Genomic DNA, 20,146 nt, shown 5'->3' on the forward strand with positions numbered 1-20,146 from the left:
ATTTCAGCATTCTTCCTTCTATCGGCGTTATCCTAAAATTATCGAATCTTTACCAAATCCTCATCTTAATATTACCTCAATGTTAGCAAGTAAATTTAGCGTGTAGTCAAAAAAAAAGAGTCGTATTGCTACGACTCTCTCCTTGTACTATTGACTTTGTTTTTAAAACTGATAGTTCACACCCAAGCCGATATTTAATCCTTTAGTATACGATAAAACATTTACATCTCCAGCGCTGTTTTCTTGTACGCGATTGATTGTTGGGTTCAGAATATTCTTGATTCCCAAATCCAAACCTAGCTTGCTGTTTAATTTTGATTTTACAATTAAATCCAATGTTCCCACCGCTTGATCTACTAAATCTCCTCTGTTTGAAGTTCCAATAGAATACACGCGGTCTGAAAAATAAGTGTATGCTAAAGTCGTGGATAGTGAACTTTTATTCTCATTGAATTCTTTAACAAAAGTCAAATCCGCATTTAAAAGGAGTGGTGAAGCTCCGGTAAATTGTCCTTTAGAATGTGTAAAATCAACTTGATAATTGGTTTCTGATTTTACTTTTTCAGAATCTAGTTTCTGTTCTGTAAACATATAAGAAGCGTTTAGTCCTGCAGTAAGTTTGTTAGCATCCGTACTTCCAGACTTAAAAAGTAGTTTTCTGTATTCCAGTTCTACTCCCGCTGCATAACCAGTATTTCCTGTATTGATGTACGAAATGTCATTGGTAGAAGACGCAATGGTTACTTCGTTGATTGGATTTTGAATGTATTTTCCAAAAGCAGCAACAGAAATTAGCTCTTCATTTTCAGGAAACATTTCCCATTTTAAATCCAAATTATAATTGTCTGAACTGTATAAAAATGGATTTCCAACATGTACTTCTGTAATATCTTCGTAAACAAATAAAGCGCGTTCCTTAAATTGAGGTAATGTATAGGTTTTGCTTACGCCAAATCTGAAATTCTGTTTGTCATTTATTGCATAACGTGCCGTTAAACTTGGCAAAAATGCGTTTTTCTCTAACTTGTTTGCATCTCCTTCTGGATCCAATTGGGTATTCCAACTTACATTTTGAACACTGTTTTCACCTCTTAATCCCAATACGGCTGTCAATTTAGGACCAAATTGATATTCGATATTTGCAAAAACACCATTTATGTTTTGATCTCCAGCATAAGTCTGTGGATTTAGTGAAGAAGCCACTTCTGAGCCACCTCTAAAAGTTGAAACCTTAAAAAATCCATTGTTGAAATTTTGCTGGTTGTAAAATAAATCTAAATTATTTGGGTCAACAATGGTTCCTAAATAAGAAATATCTGTTTTTACATTGAATTGTGTAGCTTCGAAATCACGTTTTTTAAATCGACCGTTATATCCAACCGTTAATTTTCCGTTGAATAAACCATCTTCTGTTTTGGCAAATTTGTAATCCACAGTTGCATTTGCAGCCAATTCCGTTTCTTCTAAACTTTGAAAATAGCGGTTGTTGTTTGGTGCAGATTGCGAGTTGATTGTAAATCCATTGGCACCTTCATTAAAAGTATTGGTAGTTCGATCCGGCATTTCGCCGTTTACTTTGTCGTAGGATACGCCCCAGTTGAAACGCGTGCGGTCAGAAAAACGGTGTTCACCTAGCAATTGATTGATGAATAATTTATTTTGTATAAATGTAGAACGTCTGATTAAACCATTTCCGTCATCTGCTAAATCTACAATTCGACCCGAATAGTTGTCTGTGGATTGAGAGGAACTGTTTACAAATATAGAATTGAACTTTATTTTATGATCGGTATTGATTTTATAACCCACATTTGCCATCGCTGTAGCTTTTGTGTTGTAGCTAAATGAGGTGTAGTTGTCAAATTTTCTACCGTATAATCCATCTTGTCCAGGCGCGCCAGTAGCATTTTCGTTGATACCACTTGCGGCACTTCCTTCATTCTTTGATGCATAATCGTTGGTAAATGATGCAGTTCCAAATAAAGTTAACTTTCCATTTTCGCCGATAGAATAATTATCACCAGCAGAAATTCCGAAGTTTCCAGCAAATGGCGTTTTCTTCTCTAATGAAAGTGTCTGAAAATTGTAAGTATTTAATGGGTCATTTGGAATGCTTCGAGATACAAATCCACTTGAGTTAAAACCACCTTGCAATTTGAAATTATCCTTTTCGCTGATGGCATTTGAATTTCCTGAACCACCCATTTCCACTTTTATAAAACCTTTTCCTTGGTAATCCTTAGAGATAATATCTACGTTTCCACCTGCAAAATCGCCGTACAAATTACTTCCGTATACTTTATCAATAGAAATGTATTCTACTAAGTCTGTTGAAAATATGTCCAGATTGATGTTTTTTTGTTCCGGATTATTGGATGGAACGGGAAGACCATTTAAGGTGGTAGCATTATAACGATCGCCCAAACCTCGAACATAGATGGTTCCACTTCCTTCTTGCTTGGTAATTCCGGTGGTTTTAGTTACTGCTGTAGCCACGTCACTGACACCTTTTCGGGTCAATTCTTGAGCGCCAATGCTTTGTTTCATTTCAATGGCATTTTTTTGATCCATCAATAAAGCACTTTCTTTGGCACGACTCACACGTCCTTGAATAATGATGTCTTCCAGTTTTACGCTTCCAGAACTAATTGATGTATTTACAATTGTAGTTTCATTGGGTTGTACTGCAAAAGGAATTTCGACTGGCTCGTAACCTACGTAACTTACTACTAAAATATGGTTTCCCGCATTAACAGACAGTTCATATTTACCATCCATATCAGTGGCGTTACCATTTGTTGTTCCTTTAATCATGACGTTTACAAATGGCATTGCTTCATTATTAACATCAGCATCTGTAATCAATCCTGCTACTTTTCCTTTGTTTTGCGCAAAGCCTAACGAGCAAATTAAGAAGATAAGGTATAGAAAATTAAATTTCATTATTTTATTTATTAAAATTTGATGCAAAGGAAAGGGTAATTTGTAAAGACGATGTTAATGTCAGATTACCATTTGATGCGGTAATTATTAACTTAACGTTACGAGATTAAATTAAGGTTAACAATATCAAACGGGTCATTTTATCTTTATATTTACAATGGAAAAAAACTACTTTCGCATTATGAAGAAAAAAGACATCAAAATTTTACTGGTCGATGATGAGCCAGATATCCTTGAAATCATCGGTTATAATCTTTCACAGGAAGGTTACCAAATTAGTACGGCTTCTAATGGAAAAGAAGCGGTTTTAAAAGCAAAAAAAGAACTTCCACATTTGATCATAATGGATGTTATGATGCCGGAAATGGATGGTATGGAAGCTTGCGAAGCCATTAGAAAAATTCCAGAATTGAGTCATACTATTATTACCTTCTTAACCGCACGAAGTGAAGATTATTCGCAAGTAGCCGGTTTTGATGCAGGAGCAGATGATTATATTGCCAAACCCATCAAGCCAAAATTATTGGTAAGTAAAGTAAAGGCTTTATTAAGACGCTTGAAAGACGAAGAGCATAACTCAGAAACGTTGAACGTTGGCGGAATTGAAATCAATCGTGAAGCTTATAAAATAATTATGGAAGACAAGGAAATTGTCTTGCCAAGAAAAGAATTTGAATTGTTTTACTTGCTGGCTTCTAAACCTGGAAAAGTTTTTACGAGAGAAGAAATTTTAGATAAAGTTTGGGGAAACGAAGTAATTGTAGGTGGTAGAACCATTGACGTACACATCCGAAAATTACGCGAAAAAATTGGAGAAGAATTGTTCAAAACCATTAAAGGTGTAGGTTATAAATTTGAAATTTAAATAAGACCATACCTTTAGTTTGAACCAATAGTGCATTAATAAATCTAATTTCGCAAAATTTAATCCGTTGAAAAATGAGTTTTAATTTTAAACGTAGTTACAAATTTGCTATTAAATCTGCCTTGTACATCACCGTATTTGGAGTGGGGTTTGTGGGTATTTTAAGTCATTACATCTTTCATCCGGACCAAGACCATTTGACTGCATTCCTAATTGTATTTGCCTTTTCTCTGTATCTTTTTTCTTTTTTAGTCATCCAATACCGCGTTGAGGTTTTTATTTACCGCCGTGTAAAAAAGATTTATGACGATGTTTCTTTTTTAGAAAGTGCTACTGTTATCAATCAGCCTATTACTACAGATATGGCAACATTGACACGAGAAGTAAAGAAATTTGCCACAGAAAAAAAGATGGAAATTGAAACATTAAAAATAAAAGAAGCCTATAGAAGAGAATTTTTAGGCAATGTTTCGCACGAACTTAAAACACCATTATTTACAGTTCAGGGCTATATTTTGACCTTGCTTGATGGGGCAATGAAAGACAAAACGTTACGCAAGAAATACTTGGAACGTGCCGAAAAAGGGGTTGAACGTTTGGTGTATATTGTTCAAGATTTAGACATGATTTCTAAATTTGAAATGGGTGATTTAAATTTGAGTTTTGACAAATTCAATATTGTACAGTTGACCCAAAATGTTTTTGATTTACTCGAAATGAAAGCGGAGAAGAAAAATATTATTCTTTCTTTTGACAATAAATATACCAAACCCATAATGGTCTCTGGCGATCAAGAAAAAATCCAGCAGGTTCTTGCCAACCTTGTAGTGAATTCCATTAAATATGGAAGAGAAGATGGTTATGTGGAAGTTGGTTTTGATGTATTAGAGAACGGAAAAGTCATTGTTCGCGTAAAAGATAATGGAGAGGGAATTGAAAAGAAAAATATTCCAAGACTCTTTGAACGTTTCTATCGTGTGGATAAAACTGGTGCACGAACGGAAGGTGGCTCCGGACTTGGGCTCTCAATTGTGAAACATATTATTGAAGCACACAACGGTAAAATTCATGTGCAAAGTGAGTTCAATAAAGGTTCAGAATTTTCATTTACGATCGAAAAATCTAAATAATTCTGCCCAATCAACATCTTTTTCAAGTGTGGGGAATCCGCTGTAATTTTCGACTGCACTTAGTTTTTCAATTTTAAAATCCGACTGTCTACAAAACGGAGCTATTTCATCCTTATTAAATTTTTCGGCCAAATATTCTTGTTCAAATTGTCCGGGAGTAGGAATGAAAAATGCTTTTTTGCCTAGCTTTGCCAAATCCATTATTGTGGTATAGCCTGACCGTGCAAGCACTAGTTTACTTTCATTCATCGCTTTTTCAAGTTCGGAACTTTGCATGAAATTATAAAACAGGATATTTTTAGATTGTAAATTTACTTGCTGTTCTGCTACAATTCCTTTTACAAAAATCACTTTTCCAGAATAATTTTGCAATTCTATAATTACCTTTTTCTCTAGAAAAGTGCGTTGCGGTTCAGGGCCAGAAAGCAAAACCATCAAATCATATTGAAAGTCTGAATCTATTTTGCGAAAGCGACTCAAAGCACCAATGTATTTAATTTTAGGATTTGACTCCTTAGAATGTCCCAATCTTTCCGAAAGATTTGAAAGTCCAGAAACATCAGGAATCCAAATTGCATTGAAGTTCTTGAACATGATCTGATGTAATTTTGTGGAAAAATAAGTTGTAAAACCTGTCAAAACATTCAGTTGATGAGTGATGAGAATACTCGGTATTTCGGGATTATACACTCCTAATCGGTTGTCTGATATAATGCCTGAAAGTTGGTATTTGATACTCCATTTTTCAACTAACTTTCGCTCTTTGGCTGCAGCCAAAATCATATTAGGTAAATTTTGAAGCATTTTCCATCTAAAGTTTTTACCGTTTTTAGGATACGTGATGTCGTAAGAGGGCAATGTTAGATGTTTTAAGTGCGGAAATTCTAATTTTAAAAGTTTAGAAGCGGCTCCATCGGATGCAATGAGAGGTGTAAAGCCACATTTTTCCAGATTTTGAATAATCGGAATGCAACGAGTGGCATGACCTAATCCCCAATTTAAAGGGGCAACTAAAATATTTTTGTGTAAATTGTCCAAATTGCTACCTTATTATGCATACTATTTTTACAAACTTTTTAAAGTCTGATATATTTCCTTAATTTTACCAAAATATTTATAAGTATCGTGGGAAGTAAAAATAAGTTAAAAAGATTTAAGGAAAACGAAACATTTGAAAATGTATTTCAACCAACTCGTGAAGAAGTTACTTCAGGCGAATTTGCTATGAAAGGCAAATGGAGCAGTGATTTTTTTAAAAATGACCATCCCATAATTGTGGAATTAGGTTGCGGAAAAGGGGAATATTCAGTAGGACTTGCCGAACGTTATCCAGAAAAGAATTTCATAGGTATTGATGTAAAAGGCGCTCGTTTCTGGCGTGGTGCTAAAACGGCTGTGGATTCAGAAATGCATAATGTAGCATTTATTCGAACTCAAATTGAGTTACTTGACTTTGTTTTCGCTGAAAACGAAATTGACGAAATCTGGATTACTTTTCCAGATCCACAAATTAAATACAAGCGTACGAAACACAGAATGACCAATTCTGAATTTCTGCAATTGTATAAAAAAGTATTGAAAAAAGACGGCGTGGTCAACTTAAAAACTGACAGCGAATTTATGCACGGTTATACGTTGGGACTGCTTCATGGTGAAGGTCATGAAGTTTTATATGCCAACCATAATGTGTATAAAAATGAGGGAAGTCCAGAGATTGTGACTGCTATTCAGACTTTTTATGAAAAACAATATTTAGAAGTTAACAAAGCAATTACGTATATTAGGTTCAAAATTAAAGAATAAATGAGTGTAGCGTTACCGATTTTTCTCGGGTTTGTCACATCAGCCATTGGAATTACTCCTCCGGGTTTAATCAACATGACGGCTGCAAAAGTGAGCATCCAGGAAGGTCGGACACGTGCATTTGTTTTTGCAAGTGGAGCCATTACCATTATTTTCCTACAAACTTTTCTTGCTGTTTTCTTTGCCAAATTCATTGATGATAATCCTTCGGTAGTTTTATTGCTACGCGAAGTGGGTTTAGTTATTTTCAGTATTCTGACGATTTATTTCTTTTTCTATGCCAAACAAGGCAAACGTAAAGAGGAAGATACCGCATTGAGAAGTAAAAGAAGCCGCTTCTTTTTAGGAATGTTACTTTCGGCTTTGAATTTTTTTCCCATTCCGTTTTACGTTTTTGTCAGCGTAACATTGGCTTCGTATGATTATTTTTCTTTTGAAAGCAACTTTATTTACAGCTTTGTGCTCGGTTCCGGGTTGGGTGCATTGTTTGCATTCTACTGCTATATTGTTTATTTTAATAATATGGAAAGTAAAAGTGAATTTCTACTTAAAAACATGAACTACATTATCGGTTCCATTACAGGATTGGTTTCTATAGTTACTTTGATCAATATATTAAATCATTATTTAAATTAGAATATGATCAAAGAAACAGCTGATAGTGATAATTTTTTTGAAAGAGTGTATCAAATTGCGCGTCAAATTCCAGAAGGAAAAGTAACTTCCTACGGTGCAATTGCCAAATGTTTGGGTTCTGCAAAATCCGCTCGAATGGTAGGATGGGCAATGAATGCTTCGCACAATCGTGAGGATATTCCAGCTCATCGGGTAGTAAATAGAAAAGGTTTATTAACTGGAAAACAGCATTTCGACGGAACGAATTTAATGCAGCAACTTTTAGAAAACGAAGGAATAGCAATAGTTGAAAATCAGATAATTGACTTTGAAAAGCATTTTTGGGAACCGAAAAATACTTTTCTGTAAAATCTTTATTATTTTGGTAAAGTCATTTTAACCACATTCCAACTATTAATTAGATCATCATAAGTTAATTCTAAAACCGACTCTCCTTTGTAGTGTGTTTTTTGACCATTATCTTTGATTCCTTCAAATTCAACAACAAGATAGGTATAGGCAAATGCTGCCTCTAAATCATATACTACTTCATTTACTACAACTTTAATCTCCTTAAAGTTAGGAAATATATTTCTAAAAGCGAAAATTTCTTCTGAGTTTTCTAAGTGCTCTAATTCAAATTCATCAAAAAATTCTCTTGTTGCATTTAGGAAATTTTTCCAGAAATCAAAACTAACCGAATGAAGCTCTTCCTGGTGATTTGGATAATAATTTTCATAAATGTACTCGTGAGGATATAATCCTATAAAACGTTCTGCGATTTCTTCGTTAAAAACGATATTTGTTATGAAATCATAATATAAAATATCTTCATTGTCATAGTCATAAAACATTTCTACGTCAATGTATTTTTTACTCAACATCTTTAGAAATTTTTTGAGTTCTTTGCTCAATTCTTTTGCGGATAATTCACTTGATTTTTTGAAAGTAGGTTTTCCAAGAACTTCATAAATTGGCGTCTTTTCCTCTTTTTTATATTCCTCTTCTAATAAATCAGGATTCATGTATAGAGGATTGTCTAGAAATTCATTAAAAAATTCCTCGTCCTTTGCATATTTAATCTCAAGATCTATTTCACGCTTTAGTTCAATGAGCTTAAATTCTTCTTCGACTGATAATTTTGGTAAATTCTCATTCGTGATCGCATTTTGTTTATGTATTAAATTAGCAACTTGGTAAATATAATCCTGATCCTCTTGATCATCATTTTGAGGTGTCTCAGTGATCAATTTTCTAAAATGCTCAATATAATTTTTATTTTTGTGGATGGTTTCTTTAAGTAATTCTTCGTTTCTTGTTTCCCAATAATGACCTTCGTCCACACATTTAAAATCTTGAATGTATTTTCCAGAAATATAATCTAAAATAACAATTAACTGTTTGTAAATTTCAACATCCAAATCATGGGTGTTAAAAGATATACTAAAAACATGATCTTTAGCAATATATTCTTCCATTTCGAGTAATTCGAAATTTTGCAAACCACACATTCGCCCATCTGATAGAAATGTTAAGCTTAAGGATTCGTAATCATGCGGAGTGATTGTGATACCGTATAAATTTTCTAAATTAAATCCAGTAGAAAACGCATCGTTTTTAAATTTGTCATGAAATACATCGTAATTCCAGTCATTTCCAATCGCAATATCGCGCACGTCATCAATTAATGCTGATAGTTGTGCTGCTGATTTTAATCTTCCGCTGTAATGAATTGTTGGTCCCATGGCTTAAACATTTTTTTATATAAATTTATACAATTTTATTCTACCAAACAAACGGTAAATTGCGTATTATTTTCATCGCTTCTAAAAGCCAAATAACCACCATGTGCTTCAATAATGTTTTTGGACAAAGTCAACCCAATTCCTGCTCCACTAGTTCTAGTAGTAAAAAACGGAAGTAAAATTTTATCTTCAATTTCAGGGTCAATTCCGCTACCATTGTCGGTTATAATAATGTAAAGACGCTTTTCTTTTAATTCGGCACTTATTGTTATTTCCTTCTTTTCTTTTTCTGCTAAAGCAAATAAGCTGTTGGTGAATAAATTGATAAAAACTTGCTCCATTTGATTGGAATCTACCGAAATCCAGCGGTTAAAATCAATCGTGTTCTTTACTTCAATTTTTTCCTTTTTAAAAAGCGGTTTCATAATTTGAACGCAATTTTCAATCAACGTCGAAAGTTCGATTTTTTCCTTTTTTGGCGTCGGTAACATCGCTAATTTTCGATAACTTTCTACAAATTCTTGCAAATGATTACTTCTGTTATGCATCGTAATCACGCTGTCTTTTATGTCTTGCAAATCTTCTGGACTCAATGATTCTTGACCTACTAATTCTTTTAAATTTTGCGAAAGCGAACGAATTGGTGTCAATGAATTCAGTAATTCATGCGAAATAACTTTCATTAAATTTATCCATGCTTCTTTTTCTTTTTTGTCAATTACTTTCTGAATGGAATCCAGTAAAACCACATAATATTCTTGATTATGTGTTTTAGTTCGCGAGGATTGCATGACAAAAATTTGCATTTCTTGCTGGTTGACTCTAATCTGTAGTGTCGTTTTAATCTCGCTGAAATTTTGCTCCTCAATTAACAAACAAAGCGATGGCAATTGATTTTTTAAATAGTGCCACTTGGAAACTTTTGGCACTTCAAATTGCTTTGAAAAACAATCGTTCATCAAGAAAATAGACCAGTCACTTTCTTCCTTTTGCAAAATTAAAATACCCGTTTCGATGTTGTTTAAAATGGAACGATATATAATGTCTTTTGAAACTTGTTCGTTTTCCTTTTCCTTCAATGAGTTATACAATTGAAACAATCGACGGTAATTTTGAAACGATTTGTGTTTCGAGAAATCAGCAGAAAAATCTTTGTTTAAAATTGCATTAATGGTTTTATCATAAAACAAAAATGCATTTTTGAGATAGAAATACAATTCGATGATGAACGATGCAACAACAAATGCAACGAAAATAGAAGTGTAAATCAAACTTTTTTCTGCCAAATAAAACACAGCGGCGAAACCTAAAAGGATTAGGATTATTCGCATAAAAATTTGATTGTATATTTTAAAATTTGCTAACATATTACGTTTTTGTTCCTTTCTCTTTTGGAGAAGGGCTAGGGATGAGGCTGTATTTTTCAATTCTTCGGTACAATGAAGCTCTGGATAAACCCAACTCATCGGCAGATTTACTGATGTTATTTTCGTTCTTGACCAAAACTTTTTCAATCGCTACTTTTTCAATATCTGAAAGCTGAAACTCATCTGGATTTTCGTGTTTCGTAATTATTTCTAAATCTAAATCTGAAGTTTTTATGGTGTTGTTTTCACAAAGAATAACGGCACGTTCTATGCGGTTTTCCATTTCTCGAATGTTTCCATTCCAAGCGTGGTTTTCTATTTGAGTCAACGCTTTTTCATCAAAGACAATGGTATTTCGTTCGTATTTTGCAATCATTTTCTCTAATAAAAAATGGGCCAACGGAACTTTATCCGCCATTCGTTCGCGTAAAGCGGGTAAGGTAATTTCCATCGTGTTTATACGGTAATACAAATCTTCGCGGAAATTTTTAGCGTTCAATTCTTCCTTCAAATCTAAATTGGTAGCGGTAATAATCCGAACGTCAATCTTGCGAGGTTTGGTTTCGCCTAAACGTGTTACGGTTTTGGTTTGGATAACTTGCAATAATTTGGATTGCAAATGAAGGGGTACATTTCCTATTTCATCGAGAAAAATAGTGCCGTTTTCTGCTGTTTCAAATTTTCCAATGGTATCGACTTTCGCGTCCGTAAAAGCACCTTTTGCATAACCGAATAATTCACTTTCAAAGATATTTGCATTCAAAGAACCCAAATCAACATGAATGAACTCGTTATTTTTACGTTCTGAATGTTCATGAATGTAGCGTGCTAAAACATATTTTCCTGTACCATTTTCTCCTAGAATTAAAACATTGGCATCCGTTTTTGCCACTTTATTGGCTAAAGAATATGCTTTTTCGATGGATTGCGATGTTCCAATAAAATACGATAAACTGGGTTTATTTGTAGAAATATTCTTCTTATTTTTCCGAGATGCAGCAACGCCTTTTTTAATCGTTTCAACTAATTTTTCATTGTCCCAAGGTTTTAAAATATAATCGGAAGCACCACTTTTCAATCCTTCAACGGCAGTTTCCACTTTTCCAAAAGCGGTCATTAAAATTACAATCGTATTAGGCGAAAGTTTTTTAATTTCTTTTAAAAAATACAAACCTTCTCTTCCATCTTCAAAACCGATGCGGTAATTCATGTCGAGTAAAACCAAATCAATTTCGGTTTCTGCTAAAAGTTGGACTACATTTTTGGGATTACTTAAAGTGTAAATCGTCTCAAAATGTTTTTTCAAAAGCATTTTCGCCGTAAAAAGAATGTCTTCTTGGTCGTCAATAACTAAAATGGTGGCGTTGGTCTTTTTCATTTTTGGAAATTAGCGGGATTTTAAAATCTGCATTAAAGGTTCATTAACGTAATAATTAGTTTTGCCAATTTTTATTTTTCGCAATAAATTTGCTTCCACCAATTGATTCAAATAAGCACGAGACGTGTTTCTATGAATTTTCAACTCTCGCTCTAAAAAATCGATTTTTGTATAAGGATGTTTAAACAATAAGTTGATTAGGTCGTGACTGTAAAATGTAAAATTTTCTCTAATCTCTTTTTTATAAAAGTCCATTAAGTCTTTGATGTTATTCACAACTATTAATGTTTCTTTTGCTGTTTCTTCCACACCAATTAACATCCAAATAATCCAATCCTCCCATTTTTCGTCAGTCCTTATATTTTGTAATAGCTTGTAATATTGAATTTTGTTTTTCGTGATATAGTGACTTAAATATAAAACTGGAATATCAAGCAATTTTTGTTGAACTAAATATAGAATATTCAAAATCCGTCCTGTTCTTCCGTTTCCATCATAGAACGGATGGATTGTTTCAAACTGGTAGTGAATAATTGCCATTTTAATTAAACCGTCTATATCCTGCAAGGATTCTTCATTAATATACTTTTCCAAATTAGATAAAAGAAGCACTATTTCATCATAATTTTGTGGTGGGGTATAGATGATTTCGTTTGTTTTAGCATTTTTTAAATTTGTACCTGGCAATTTTCTAATAGGATGATTAGGGCTTACAACTTCTTGAATTTTTGTGATATCGTTAATTGTAATAATTCCTTTTTCTTGAATTGAATTATATCCTTTTTTTAATGCAAATGCATAGTTTTTGACTTCTTTAGCATTTAAATTGAGTACTTCATCATCAACCATCGCTTGATACATTTCGTCGTCAGTGGTAACAATGTTTTCAATTTCACTACTGTCTTTTGCTTCTTGTAAAGCAAGAGTATCTAATAAAATTTGCGAATTTGGTATTTTCTTTATGTCACCTTTTAGCTCGCCCAATGCTCTACTTGCTTTATTTAAAGCTTTTAGAATTTCTTTAGTTTCAAAATCAAAACTAATTGGCAACGGCTGAATTTTGAAATTTTGCATATCTAAATCAATTTAAACAAATGTATGTATTTTATTCTCATGCACAAAAAAACGCAAATTTTGTGCACGTTATTTTCTCATGCACAATAAAGCTACAAATTATGTGCACGTTACTTTTTCTTCGTAAGCACCGTTCATTTTCGGACAAATGGTGTTCATTTTCGAACACTTGGTTCTAATGATGTTTTATATTTTAGCAGTAATCAAGGGATTGCAAATCTTTAATTTGTGGCATAAAATTTCCAATAGGTATTTAAAATCAATACAATGGACACTCTCATCAAGCGTAAAAATAACAAAAAAAAGTATGTATTAATTGCTTTGCCGATTATATTGGTTTTGGGTTATTTTATTACTACTTCGTTAACCAAGAAAAGAAGTTTGAATGTAAATAAGGCGGAAATTTCAATTAAAACGGTAGAAGAAGGCTTTTTTGAAGACTTTATTTTATTCCAAGCGAAGGTTACTCCACTAAATTCGATGTTGGTGAATGTTATTGAAGGAGGAGCGGTTCAGGAAATATTTGTTAGCAATGGAGATAGGGTTGTGCAAGGTCAGCCATTGGTTCGGTTGTACAATCCGAATACGGAATTGGCTTACATGCAGCAAGAAACTTCGATTATTGAACAGATTAATAATTTGAATAAAGCAAAACTAGATTTGAGAAACCAAGAATTGAATTTGGCTAAAGATTTAATCAGTATTGAACATGATTTTGTAGATGCTAAAAATTTATTCGATTTGAATCAGAAATTGTTTGAGCAAGAGATTTTATCTAAAAATGAATGGCAGAAAACACAAGAGAATTTTCGGTTTCAAAAGGAACGAATGGACATCATCAAGCAAAGTGTGAAGAAAGAAAAACAGGCAAATCAAATTCAAATTGGACAACTGAATCAATCTATTGAAATTATGAATCGAAGTTTGTCTATTTTGCGGAAGAATAAAAATAACTTTTTGATTACTGCACCACTTTCGGGTCGGCTTTCATCTTTTGAACCTATTTTAGGGAAAACGTATTTGCAAGGAAATAGTATCGGAACGATTGATGTCATGAAAGGGTATAAATTAGTGGCTGATGTGGATGAATTTTATTTGGACCGCGTTTCGGAAGGACAAAATGGGTCGGTGGAGTTTAATGGAAAGACAGTTGAAGTTCAAATTATAAAGGTGATTCCTGAAATTAAAGGAGGTCGGTTTATGGTGGAGTTGAATTTTGTAAAAAACGATAATTTGGAACTTAATCAAGGGTTGACTTTTGGAGTTCGGATTAATTTATCGGAAAAAAAGAAGACGACACTACTTTCGAAAGGGAGTTTTTATCAAGACACTTCGGGTAAATGGATTTTTGTAGTGAAAGACAATCAAGCGGTTCGGAGACCCATTGTTTTGGGTAGAGAAAATCCTTTGTATTATGAAGTTGTAGAAGGATTGAAAGAAGGGGAACAAGTGGTGACTTCGAGTTATGCGGATTATAAAGACATTGAAGTATTAAGATTGGAGAATTAAGTATTAAGATGTTGGAGGAAAGAAGATAGAGGAAAGAATATAGAAAATAGAGAATAGAATAAAGATTATGGAGGATTGGGTTGAAAAGTTGATTGCGGTAGTAAGACAAATCCTAAATCAAAAATCAAAAATCAAAAATTTTAAAGATGATACAAATCAAAAAATTATCGAAAATCTTCCAGACGGAGGAAGTGGAAACGAAGGCGTTACACGAGGTTTCAATCACAATCAATCAAGGGGATTTTGTTACTATTATGGGTTCTTCGGGAAGCGGGAAATCAACGCTTTTGAATATTGTGGGACTTTTAGACAGTGCTTCTTCCGGGAGTTATGAGTTGTTAAATCAAGAAATGATTGGGTTGAAAGAGCAACAGAAATCAAAAGTAAGGAAGGAAAACATTGGATTTGTTTTTCAGAATTTCAATTTAATTGACGAATTGTCGGTTTATGATAATATCGAGTTGCCTTTGATTTATAATAATGTTGCATCTTCTGAACGAAAACAAAAAGTAGAGAAGATAGCAGAACGTTTGGGGATTTCACATCGTTTGAAACATTATCCACAGCAACTTTCGGGTGGTCAACAGCAACGTGTGGCCGTGGCAAGGGCTTTGATAAACGACCCGAAAATCATTTTGGCCGATGAGCCAACTGGAAATTTAGATTCTAAAAACGGAAATGAGGTGATGGAACTTTTGACCGACTTGCATGCTCAAGGTGCAACGATTTTGATGGTAACGCATTCCGATTATGATGCTTCTTTTTCGCAGCGAACGATATTTATGAAGGATGGAATTATCCTTTCAGAAAAAAATAATAGTAAAAACGTAGACGTATTAATTTCTTAAAAACATTTCTTATGAACAAATTTATTCTTTTTGTAACTGTATTATTTACGGGATTATTAACCGCTCAAGTGAGCGAAAACAGAACTGTTGCTGACTTTTCAAAGCTAAAAGTATCGAGTTCTATTGATGTTGTTTACACTGTTTCAGATAAAATAAGTGTGAAAGTAGAAACGGATGATGCTGAAAAGTTGCAGCTCATAAAAACAGAAGTTGAAGGTGGGACATTGGTGCTTTCTATTGACACAAAAGGGTATAAGTCAAAAAAAAGTAAGGGAAAAAAGAAAGGCAACAACATTAGTTTTATCAACGGTGTACGGTTTGAGGTATTGAAAATTACGGTTTCAGGTCCAAATTTAGAAGCGGTGAAAGTGAGTTCTTCGGCGGATTTGAAATTTATGAATACGAATAAGACTTCTAGACTGGAACTGGTGGTGAGTTCTTCAGGAAGCGTTGCTGGAACCTTTGAATGTTCGGATTTATTTATTGATGCTTCGTCAAGTGGGGATGTGTCAGCGATGGTTACTGCCGATGCGGTGGAAATTGAATCGAGTAGCTCGAGTGATGTAACTTTATCGGGAAAAACTAAAGTTATTAAAGTAAAAGCAAGTAGTTCTTCTTCGTGTGATTTGAAAAAATTATTGGCTGAAAACGCGGTTGTTTTGGCAAGTTCATCAGCGGATGTTTCGGTTTATGCTACAAAATCAGCAGAGGCAAAAGCGTCCTCAAGTGCAGATGTTGTGGTTTATGGAAATCCTGAAAGTATTACAAAAGAAGCTAGGTCGTCGGGGTCTGTGAATAAAAGATAATCAAATTTTGTCATGCTGAATTTATTTCAGCATCTAAAAATGTTGAAATGAGATGCCGAAACGAGTTCGGCATGACAAGATAAAGTTGTGTTTTGTACTACTGATTTCTATTTCAATGTCTAAAATCAATCATCACCCGAGAGCTTTGCTCGAACGGACGAAGTAATCAAAAAATCGAATCATCATGTTAAAGAATTGGACGAACTTATTTATCTATCATATTAAAAACAACAAACTCTTTACGTTTTTGAATGTTTTGGGGTTGAGTATTGGGATTGCGGGATTGATTTTCGCGATTTTGTATTGGAATGAGGAGCATAGTTATGATGAATGGAATTCTGAAAAGGAAAAAGTATATCAAGTGCAAACCAATTTGGGAGGTGGAACGGTTTGGCCTCATTCAGTAGCAGGAATTGAACCGTATCTAAAAAGTAATTTCTCAGAAGTAGAAGCATATTTCTATACTGACAATTGGTACGAACCTGCAGTGGTAAAATTTGAAGATAAAAAGGAAATTGTAGACAAATTGCTGTCAGTTCAACCTAATTTTTTCGATTTTTTTCCTTTAAAATTTAAATATGGAAGTCCAAAAAACGGATTGAATGACGAAGAAAATATTGTGATTTCGGATGTAGTTTCTCAACGTATTTTTGGCACAATAAATCCCGTTGGCAAATCCATAATTCTGGATAATAAAGCTGTGACGGTTCGAGGAGTTTATGAATTAAATGTGAATTCCAGTTTGGCACCGGAAATAGTCATTAATAGGATGGATGGGCAGATGAGAGATAATAAAAACGAGTGGGGTAATTTTAATTATTCGCTTTATCTCAAAGTTAAAAACCCAAGCAATATTGACAAAATAGCGAGTAAAATACAGAACATTTATTACGACAATCGCGAACGGACTTGGGGTGAAAAGGAAGGAAAATCGAGTGCTGAAATAGAAAAAACCATTAAGGAATCCGGAATTAAAATAATTTTAGAACCGCTGACTAGTGCAAGACTGCATTCAAAAATTGATGGGTATCCTGAAGGAAAAGGGGATTTTCAATTTCTGCTAATAATGGTTGTCTTGTCCGTTTTAATATTGATTTTGTCCATTGTAAATTACATTAATTTGGCTACAGCCAATGCCATCAAAAGAGCAAAGGAAGTTGGTGTTAGAAAAATATTAGGTGCTTCTAAAAGCAATATTATTAAACAATTTCTATTTGAAACGGTGCTCACAGTTTTGTTTTCCATAATACTTTCTTTGGTTATCGTCGAACTTTCTTTGCCGTATTACAATGAGTTTTTGGATAAAAATCTGGTAATGTTTGGTAGTCAGTTTTATGCTGCATTGAGTTTAATATTTATAATTACGGTGATTTTAGCAGGCTTTTTTCCAGCACTTTACGTTTCCAATTTTGAAACTTTAAAGGTGTTGAAGGGGAATTTTTCAAGAAGTAAAAGTGGTATTTGGCTTCGCAACGGAATGCTAATTTTGCAGTTTGCCATTGCTTCATTTTTTATCATTGGTTCCTACATCGTTTATGAGCAAGTCAATTTTCTAGCGAACAAAGAAGTTGGTTTTAAGGGTAGTCAAGTTTTGTCAATTGAAATGAATAATGAGGTAATTAAAGCTAAAAATGATGTTATTGAATCATTCGACGGTGTTAAAGCAATTTATCAAAAATATGAATTAATCAAGCAAGAAGTTTCGAAAGTAAAAGGTGTTCAAGGTGTCAATTCAGGAACATTTGATTTTGGAAATAACAGTAATTCATCGTCTCAGTTTACCTATAACGGCGTGGACATTCAAGCTCAAAATATGGCTGTAGATTTAGGAATGTTGGAGATGATGCAAATCAAAATAGTACAAGGTCGAAGTTTCTCTTCGAAATTTGCTTCAGATACTATAAGTTCGATGATGGTAAATGAGACGGCGATGCGAATGATGAATGAGAAAAACCCGATTGGGAAAGAGGTAAATTGGAACGACAAAAAGTTGACTATCATTGGTGTTGTAAGTGACTTTAATTTATACAGTCCACAATCTAAAGTGCCTCCCATGGCATTTTTTCACCTCAAAACAATTGGATGGTTGTCCTATAATATGAATAAAATATATGTAAAAGTTGATGGGGAAAACATGGAACAAACTATTGCTGGAATTGAGCAGTTTTGGCAAGAAAACAGCGATTCAGATTACCCATTTTCGTATGATTTTGTAGATAAAAAATATGCACGAACGTATCAAATGTATGTGAACCAAAAGAATCTATTTTCCTTATTGAATTTTATTGTGATTTTGATTGCTCTATTTGGCTTGTTTGCCTTGGCGAGTTATTCGATTCAAAGGAGAATGAAAGAAATTGCCATCCGAAAAACGCTTGGTGCTGAAACGAATGTTTTGCTGATTTCGCTTTCAAAACAGTATGTAGTCTTTTGCGTCATTGGCTTTTTAATAGCGGTGTTTCCAGCCTATTATTTACTGAATCAATGGTTGGAAAACTTTGCTTCTAGAATTGAAATTTCAATTTTGCCTTTCATAATTGGATTCTTTGTATTGCTACTATTGACTTTAGTTGTAGTGCTTACTCGAGCTTATCAAGCTACGAAAGTCGATGTTTTGAAGTATTTGAAATATGAATAATGCAATGTCAGTTTAATAAAAAAGGAACGCAGATTGGAGCAATTGGAATAATTTTTAAAATCACTCTAATTTCTTAAATCTGTGTTTCAATAAAATATCAAAGATGAAAATTCTATTTAGTTTGCTGTTAGTTATAGCAGTTCAGTTTGCTAACGGCCAAAGCACTATTTGGTCGTTGCAAAACTGTATTGATGCCGGATTAGAAAACAATATTGCAGTAAAAATTCAAAAATTGGAAGTAAAAAGAACCCAAAAATCAAGGGTTTCGATGCTGAATGAATTGTTGCCAACGGTGAGTTTGTTTGGAAGTCAAAGCTATAATTTTGGTTCTACGATTGACCCAGGGACGAATGCTCGAGTGAGTTCTAACATTCAGTACGATAATTTTTACATGAATGCACAGATGAATCTATTAGATTTTGGAGCGATTGCAACTGCACAGAAATCGAAAATTGGTATTGCATTGGCGAAAGCTGAACAAGAAATTGCTGAAAATGAATACAAACTTCAGATTTTAGAAAGTTTTTACCAAGCTCTTTTTACGCAAGAATTAGCTGAAATTCAAAGACAACAATTGGTAAACACGGAATTTAATTTAACTCGAATTGGTAAGGAAATAGAAATTGCCAGTAAACCTAAAAGTGATTTATACGACATACAATTTGCTTTTGCTCAAGAAGAAAAACAGTTGATGGAAACACAGCAATTATTTGATATTCAAAAATTACAATTATTTCAATTGCTAAATGTGGAAGGTGTTGTTTTGGGAAATATTCAGTTGGAAAATCAACTTTTAAATGTAGAAAGTTCTTCCGCGGAAATTTCAAATCCAAAAATTAAAGGTGCTCAATTGGCGTATGAAAGTGCTCGAAAAGAAGTGCGTTTTCAGCAATCTAGGAAGTTGCCTACGCTTTCTACATTCTATCAATTGTCTTCATTTTACTACAAACCTTTGAGTGATATGGATGGATTTGTGGAAAATTTCAGTAACCAAATGGGGAATAATAAAAACCAGCAAGTGGGTTTGCAACTTGCTGTTCCTGTATTTAACGGATTCAAAAATAATAAAGCAATTGTTTCTGCAAAAATTGAAACCGAGAAATCTAAATTAAAGGTAGAGCAAGAAAATTTACAGTTGAATCAACAGCTTGAAATTGAAAATAAAAACAAAGAAAATTACTTTCTTGTTCAAGGGAAATTAGCTGAAGTTGTAGTATTTGCACAAGCATCTTTTAAAACGACTCAAGCAAAATTCACCTCCGGAAGTGTGGATGTATTTTCTTTTTCAATTGCTAAAAACAACTTATTAACTTCGGAATTTGACCTGTTGAAAAACAAGTTGCAGAGCCAATATACGGTTCATAAAATCAATTTAATTCGTTCGAACGCCTTATAAATTTCAGTTATCGAAGTATCTAAAACTTT

At 33.6% G+C, this 20,146-nt stretch carries 16 protein-coding genes; 10 read left to right on the forward strand and 6 right to left on the reverse strand.

Going from position 1 to position 20,146, the window contains the following annotated elements:
- Positions 1-162 precede the first annotated feature (162 nt).
- Complete coding sequence (locus H602_RS0117205; RefSeq protein WP_026979132.1) at positions 163-2,943, reverse strand: TonB-dependent receptor; 2,781 nt, start codon at positions 2,941-2,943, stop codon at positions 163-165.
- 181 nt (positions 2,944-3,124) lie between these two features.
- On the opposite strand from H602_RS0117205, the gene H602_RS0117210 reads away from it, so the two are divergent.
- Both H602_RS0117210 and H602_RS0117215 read left to right on the forward strand, forming a co-directional pair.
- The gene (locus tag H602_RS0117210) at positions 3,125-3,808 is read left to right on the forward strand and encodes a response regulator transcription factor (protein WP_026979133.1); all 684 of its coding nucleotides are present in this window, start codon (positions 3,125-3,127) and stop codon (positions 3,806-3,808) included.
- Between the two features lie 74 nt (positions 3,809-3,882).
- A complete protein-coding gene (locus H602_RS0117215) occupies positions 3,883-4,938 on the forward strand; it encodes a sensor histidine kinase (RefSeq protein WP_026979134.1) in 1,056 nt (351 codons plus the stop codon).
- Here the strand turns inward: H602_RS0117215 and H602_RS0117220 are convergent.
- Entirely contained in the window at positions 4,912-5,976 is a 1,065-nt protein-coding gene (locus tag H602_RS0117220) for a glycosyltransferase (RefSeq protein ID WP_026979135.1), read from the reverse strand. The two genes, H602_RS0117215 and H602_RS0117220, sit on opposite strands and share 27 nt — an antisense overlap.
- An 87-nt stretch (positions 5,977-6,063) precedes the next feature.
- On the opposite strand from H602_RS0117220, the gene trmB reads away from it, so the two are divergent.
- Genes trmB through H602_RS0117235 form a run of 3 tightly spaced genes read left to right on the forward strand, consistent with a single transcriptional unit; the run spans position 6,064 to position 7,725 of the window.
- A complete protein-coding gene (trmB, locus tag H602_RS0117225; protein WP_026979136.1) occupies positions 6,064-6,741 on the forward strand; it encodes a tRNA (guanosine(46)-N7)-methyltransferase TrmB in 678 nt (225 codons plus the stop codon).
- Positions 6,742-7,377: a LysE family transporter gene (locus H602_RS0117230; protein ID WP_026979137.1), complete on the forward strand. Its 636-nt coding sequence runs from the start codon at positions 6,742-6,744 to the stop codon at positions 7,375-7,377.
- Positions 7,378-7,380: 3 nt separating this feature from the next.
- The gene (locus H602_RS0117235) at positions 7,381-7,725 is read left to right on the forward strand and encodes an MGMT family protein (protein WP_026979138.1); all 345 of its coding nucleotides are present in this window, start codon (positions 7,381-7,383) and stop codon (positions 7,723-7,725) included.
- 8 nt (positions 7,726-7,733) lie between these two features.
- On the opposite strand, the gene H602_RS0117240 is transcribed toward H602_RS0117235, so the two are convergent.
- From H602_RS0117240 to H602_RS0117255, 4 genes are read right to left on the reverse strand one after another with little or no spacing between them, the layout of a single operon-like run.
- Positions 7,734-9,101, reverse strand: coding sequence for a hypothetical protein (locus H602_RS0117240; RefSeq protein WP_026979139.1), 1,368 nt, complete (start codon positions 9,099-9,101; stop codon positions 7,734-7,736).
- Positions 9,102-9,136: 35 nt separating this feature from the next.
- Positions 9,137-10,432 (reverse strand): sensor histidine kinase, encoded by a 1,296-nt coding sequence (locus H602_RS0117245; RefSeq protein ID WP_245574962.1) that lies wholly within the window; start codon positions 10,430-10,432, stop codon positions 9,137-9,139.
- Positions 10,433-10,469: 37 nt separating this feature from the next.
- The gene (locus H602_RS19140; RefSeq protein WP_051224632.1) at positions 10,470-11,846 is read right to left on the reverse strand and encodes a sigma-54-dependent transcriptional regulator; all 1,377 of its coding nucleotides are present in this window, start codon (positions 11,844-11,846) and stop codon (positions 10,470-10,472) included.
- A gap of 9 nt (positions 11,847-11,855) precedes the next feature.
- Entirely contained in the window at positions 11,856-12,920 is a 1,065-nt protein-coding gene (locus tag H602_RS0117255) for a Fic family protein (RefSeq protein ID WP_026979141.1), read from the reverse strand.
- A gap of 267 nt (positions 12,921-13,187) precedes the next feature.
- Here H602_RS0117255 and H602_RS0117260 point away from each other — a divergent pair, with 267 nt between their 5' ends.
- The 5 genes from H602_RS0117260 to H602_RS0117280 all read left to right on the forward strand — a co-directional run bounded on the left by H602_RS0117260 (position 13,188) and on the right by H602_RS0117280 (position 20,117).
- The gene (locus H602_RS0117260; protein WP_026979142.1) at positions 13,188-14,429 is read left to right on the forward strand and encodes an efflux RND transporter periplasmic adaptor subunit; all 1,242 of its coding nucleotides are present in this window, start codon (positions 13,188-13,190) and stop codon (positions 14,427-14,429) included.
- A gap of 146 nt (positions 14,430-14,575) precedes the next feature.
- Positions 14,576-15,277 (forward strand): ABC transporter ATP-binding protein, encoded by a 702-nt coding sequence (locus H602_RS0117265; protein ID WP_026979143.1) that lies wholly within the window; start codon positions 14,576-14,578, stop codon positions 15,275-15,277.
- Positions 15,278-15,288: 11 nt separating this feature from the next.
- Entirely contained in the window at positions 15,289-16,083 is a 795-nt protein-coding gene (locus H602_RS19515) for a GIN domain-containing protein (protein ID WP_051224635.1), read from the forward strand.
- Between the two features lie 184 nt (positions 16,084-16,267).
- The gene (locus tag H602_RS0117275) at positions 16,268-18,721 is read left to right on the forward strand and encodes an ABC transporter permease (protein ID WP_026979144.1); all 2,454 of its coding nucleotides are present in this window, start codon (positions 16,268-16,270) and stop codon (positions 18,719-18,721) included.
- Between the two features lie 103 nt (positions 18,722-18,824).
- Positions 18,825-20,117, forward strand: a complete 1,293-nt coding sequence (locus tag H602_RS0117280; protein WP_026979145.1) for a TolC family protein — start codon at positions 18,825-18,827, stop codon at positions 20,115-20,117.
- Positions 20,118-20,146 lie beyond the last annotated feature (29 nt).

It is taken from the genome of Flavobacterium tegetincola DSM 22377 (assembly GCF_000425485.1).
GTDB classification, from domain to species: Bacteria; Bacteroidota; Bacteroidia; order Flavobacteriales; family Flavobacteriaceae; genus Flavobacterium; species Flavobacterium tegetincola.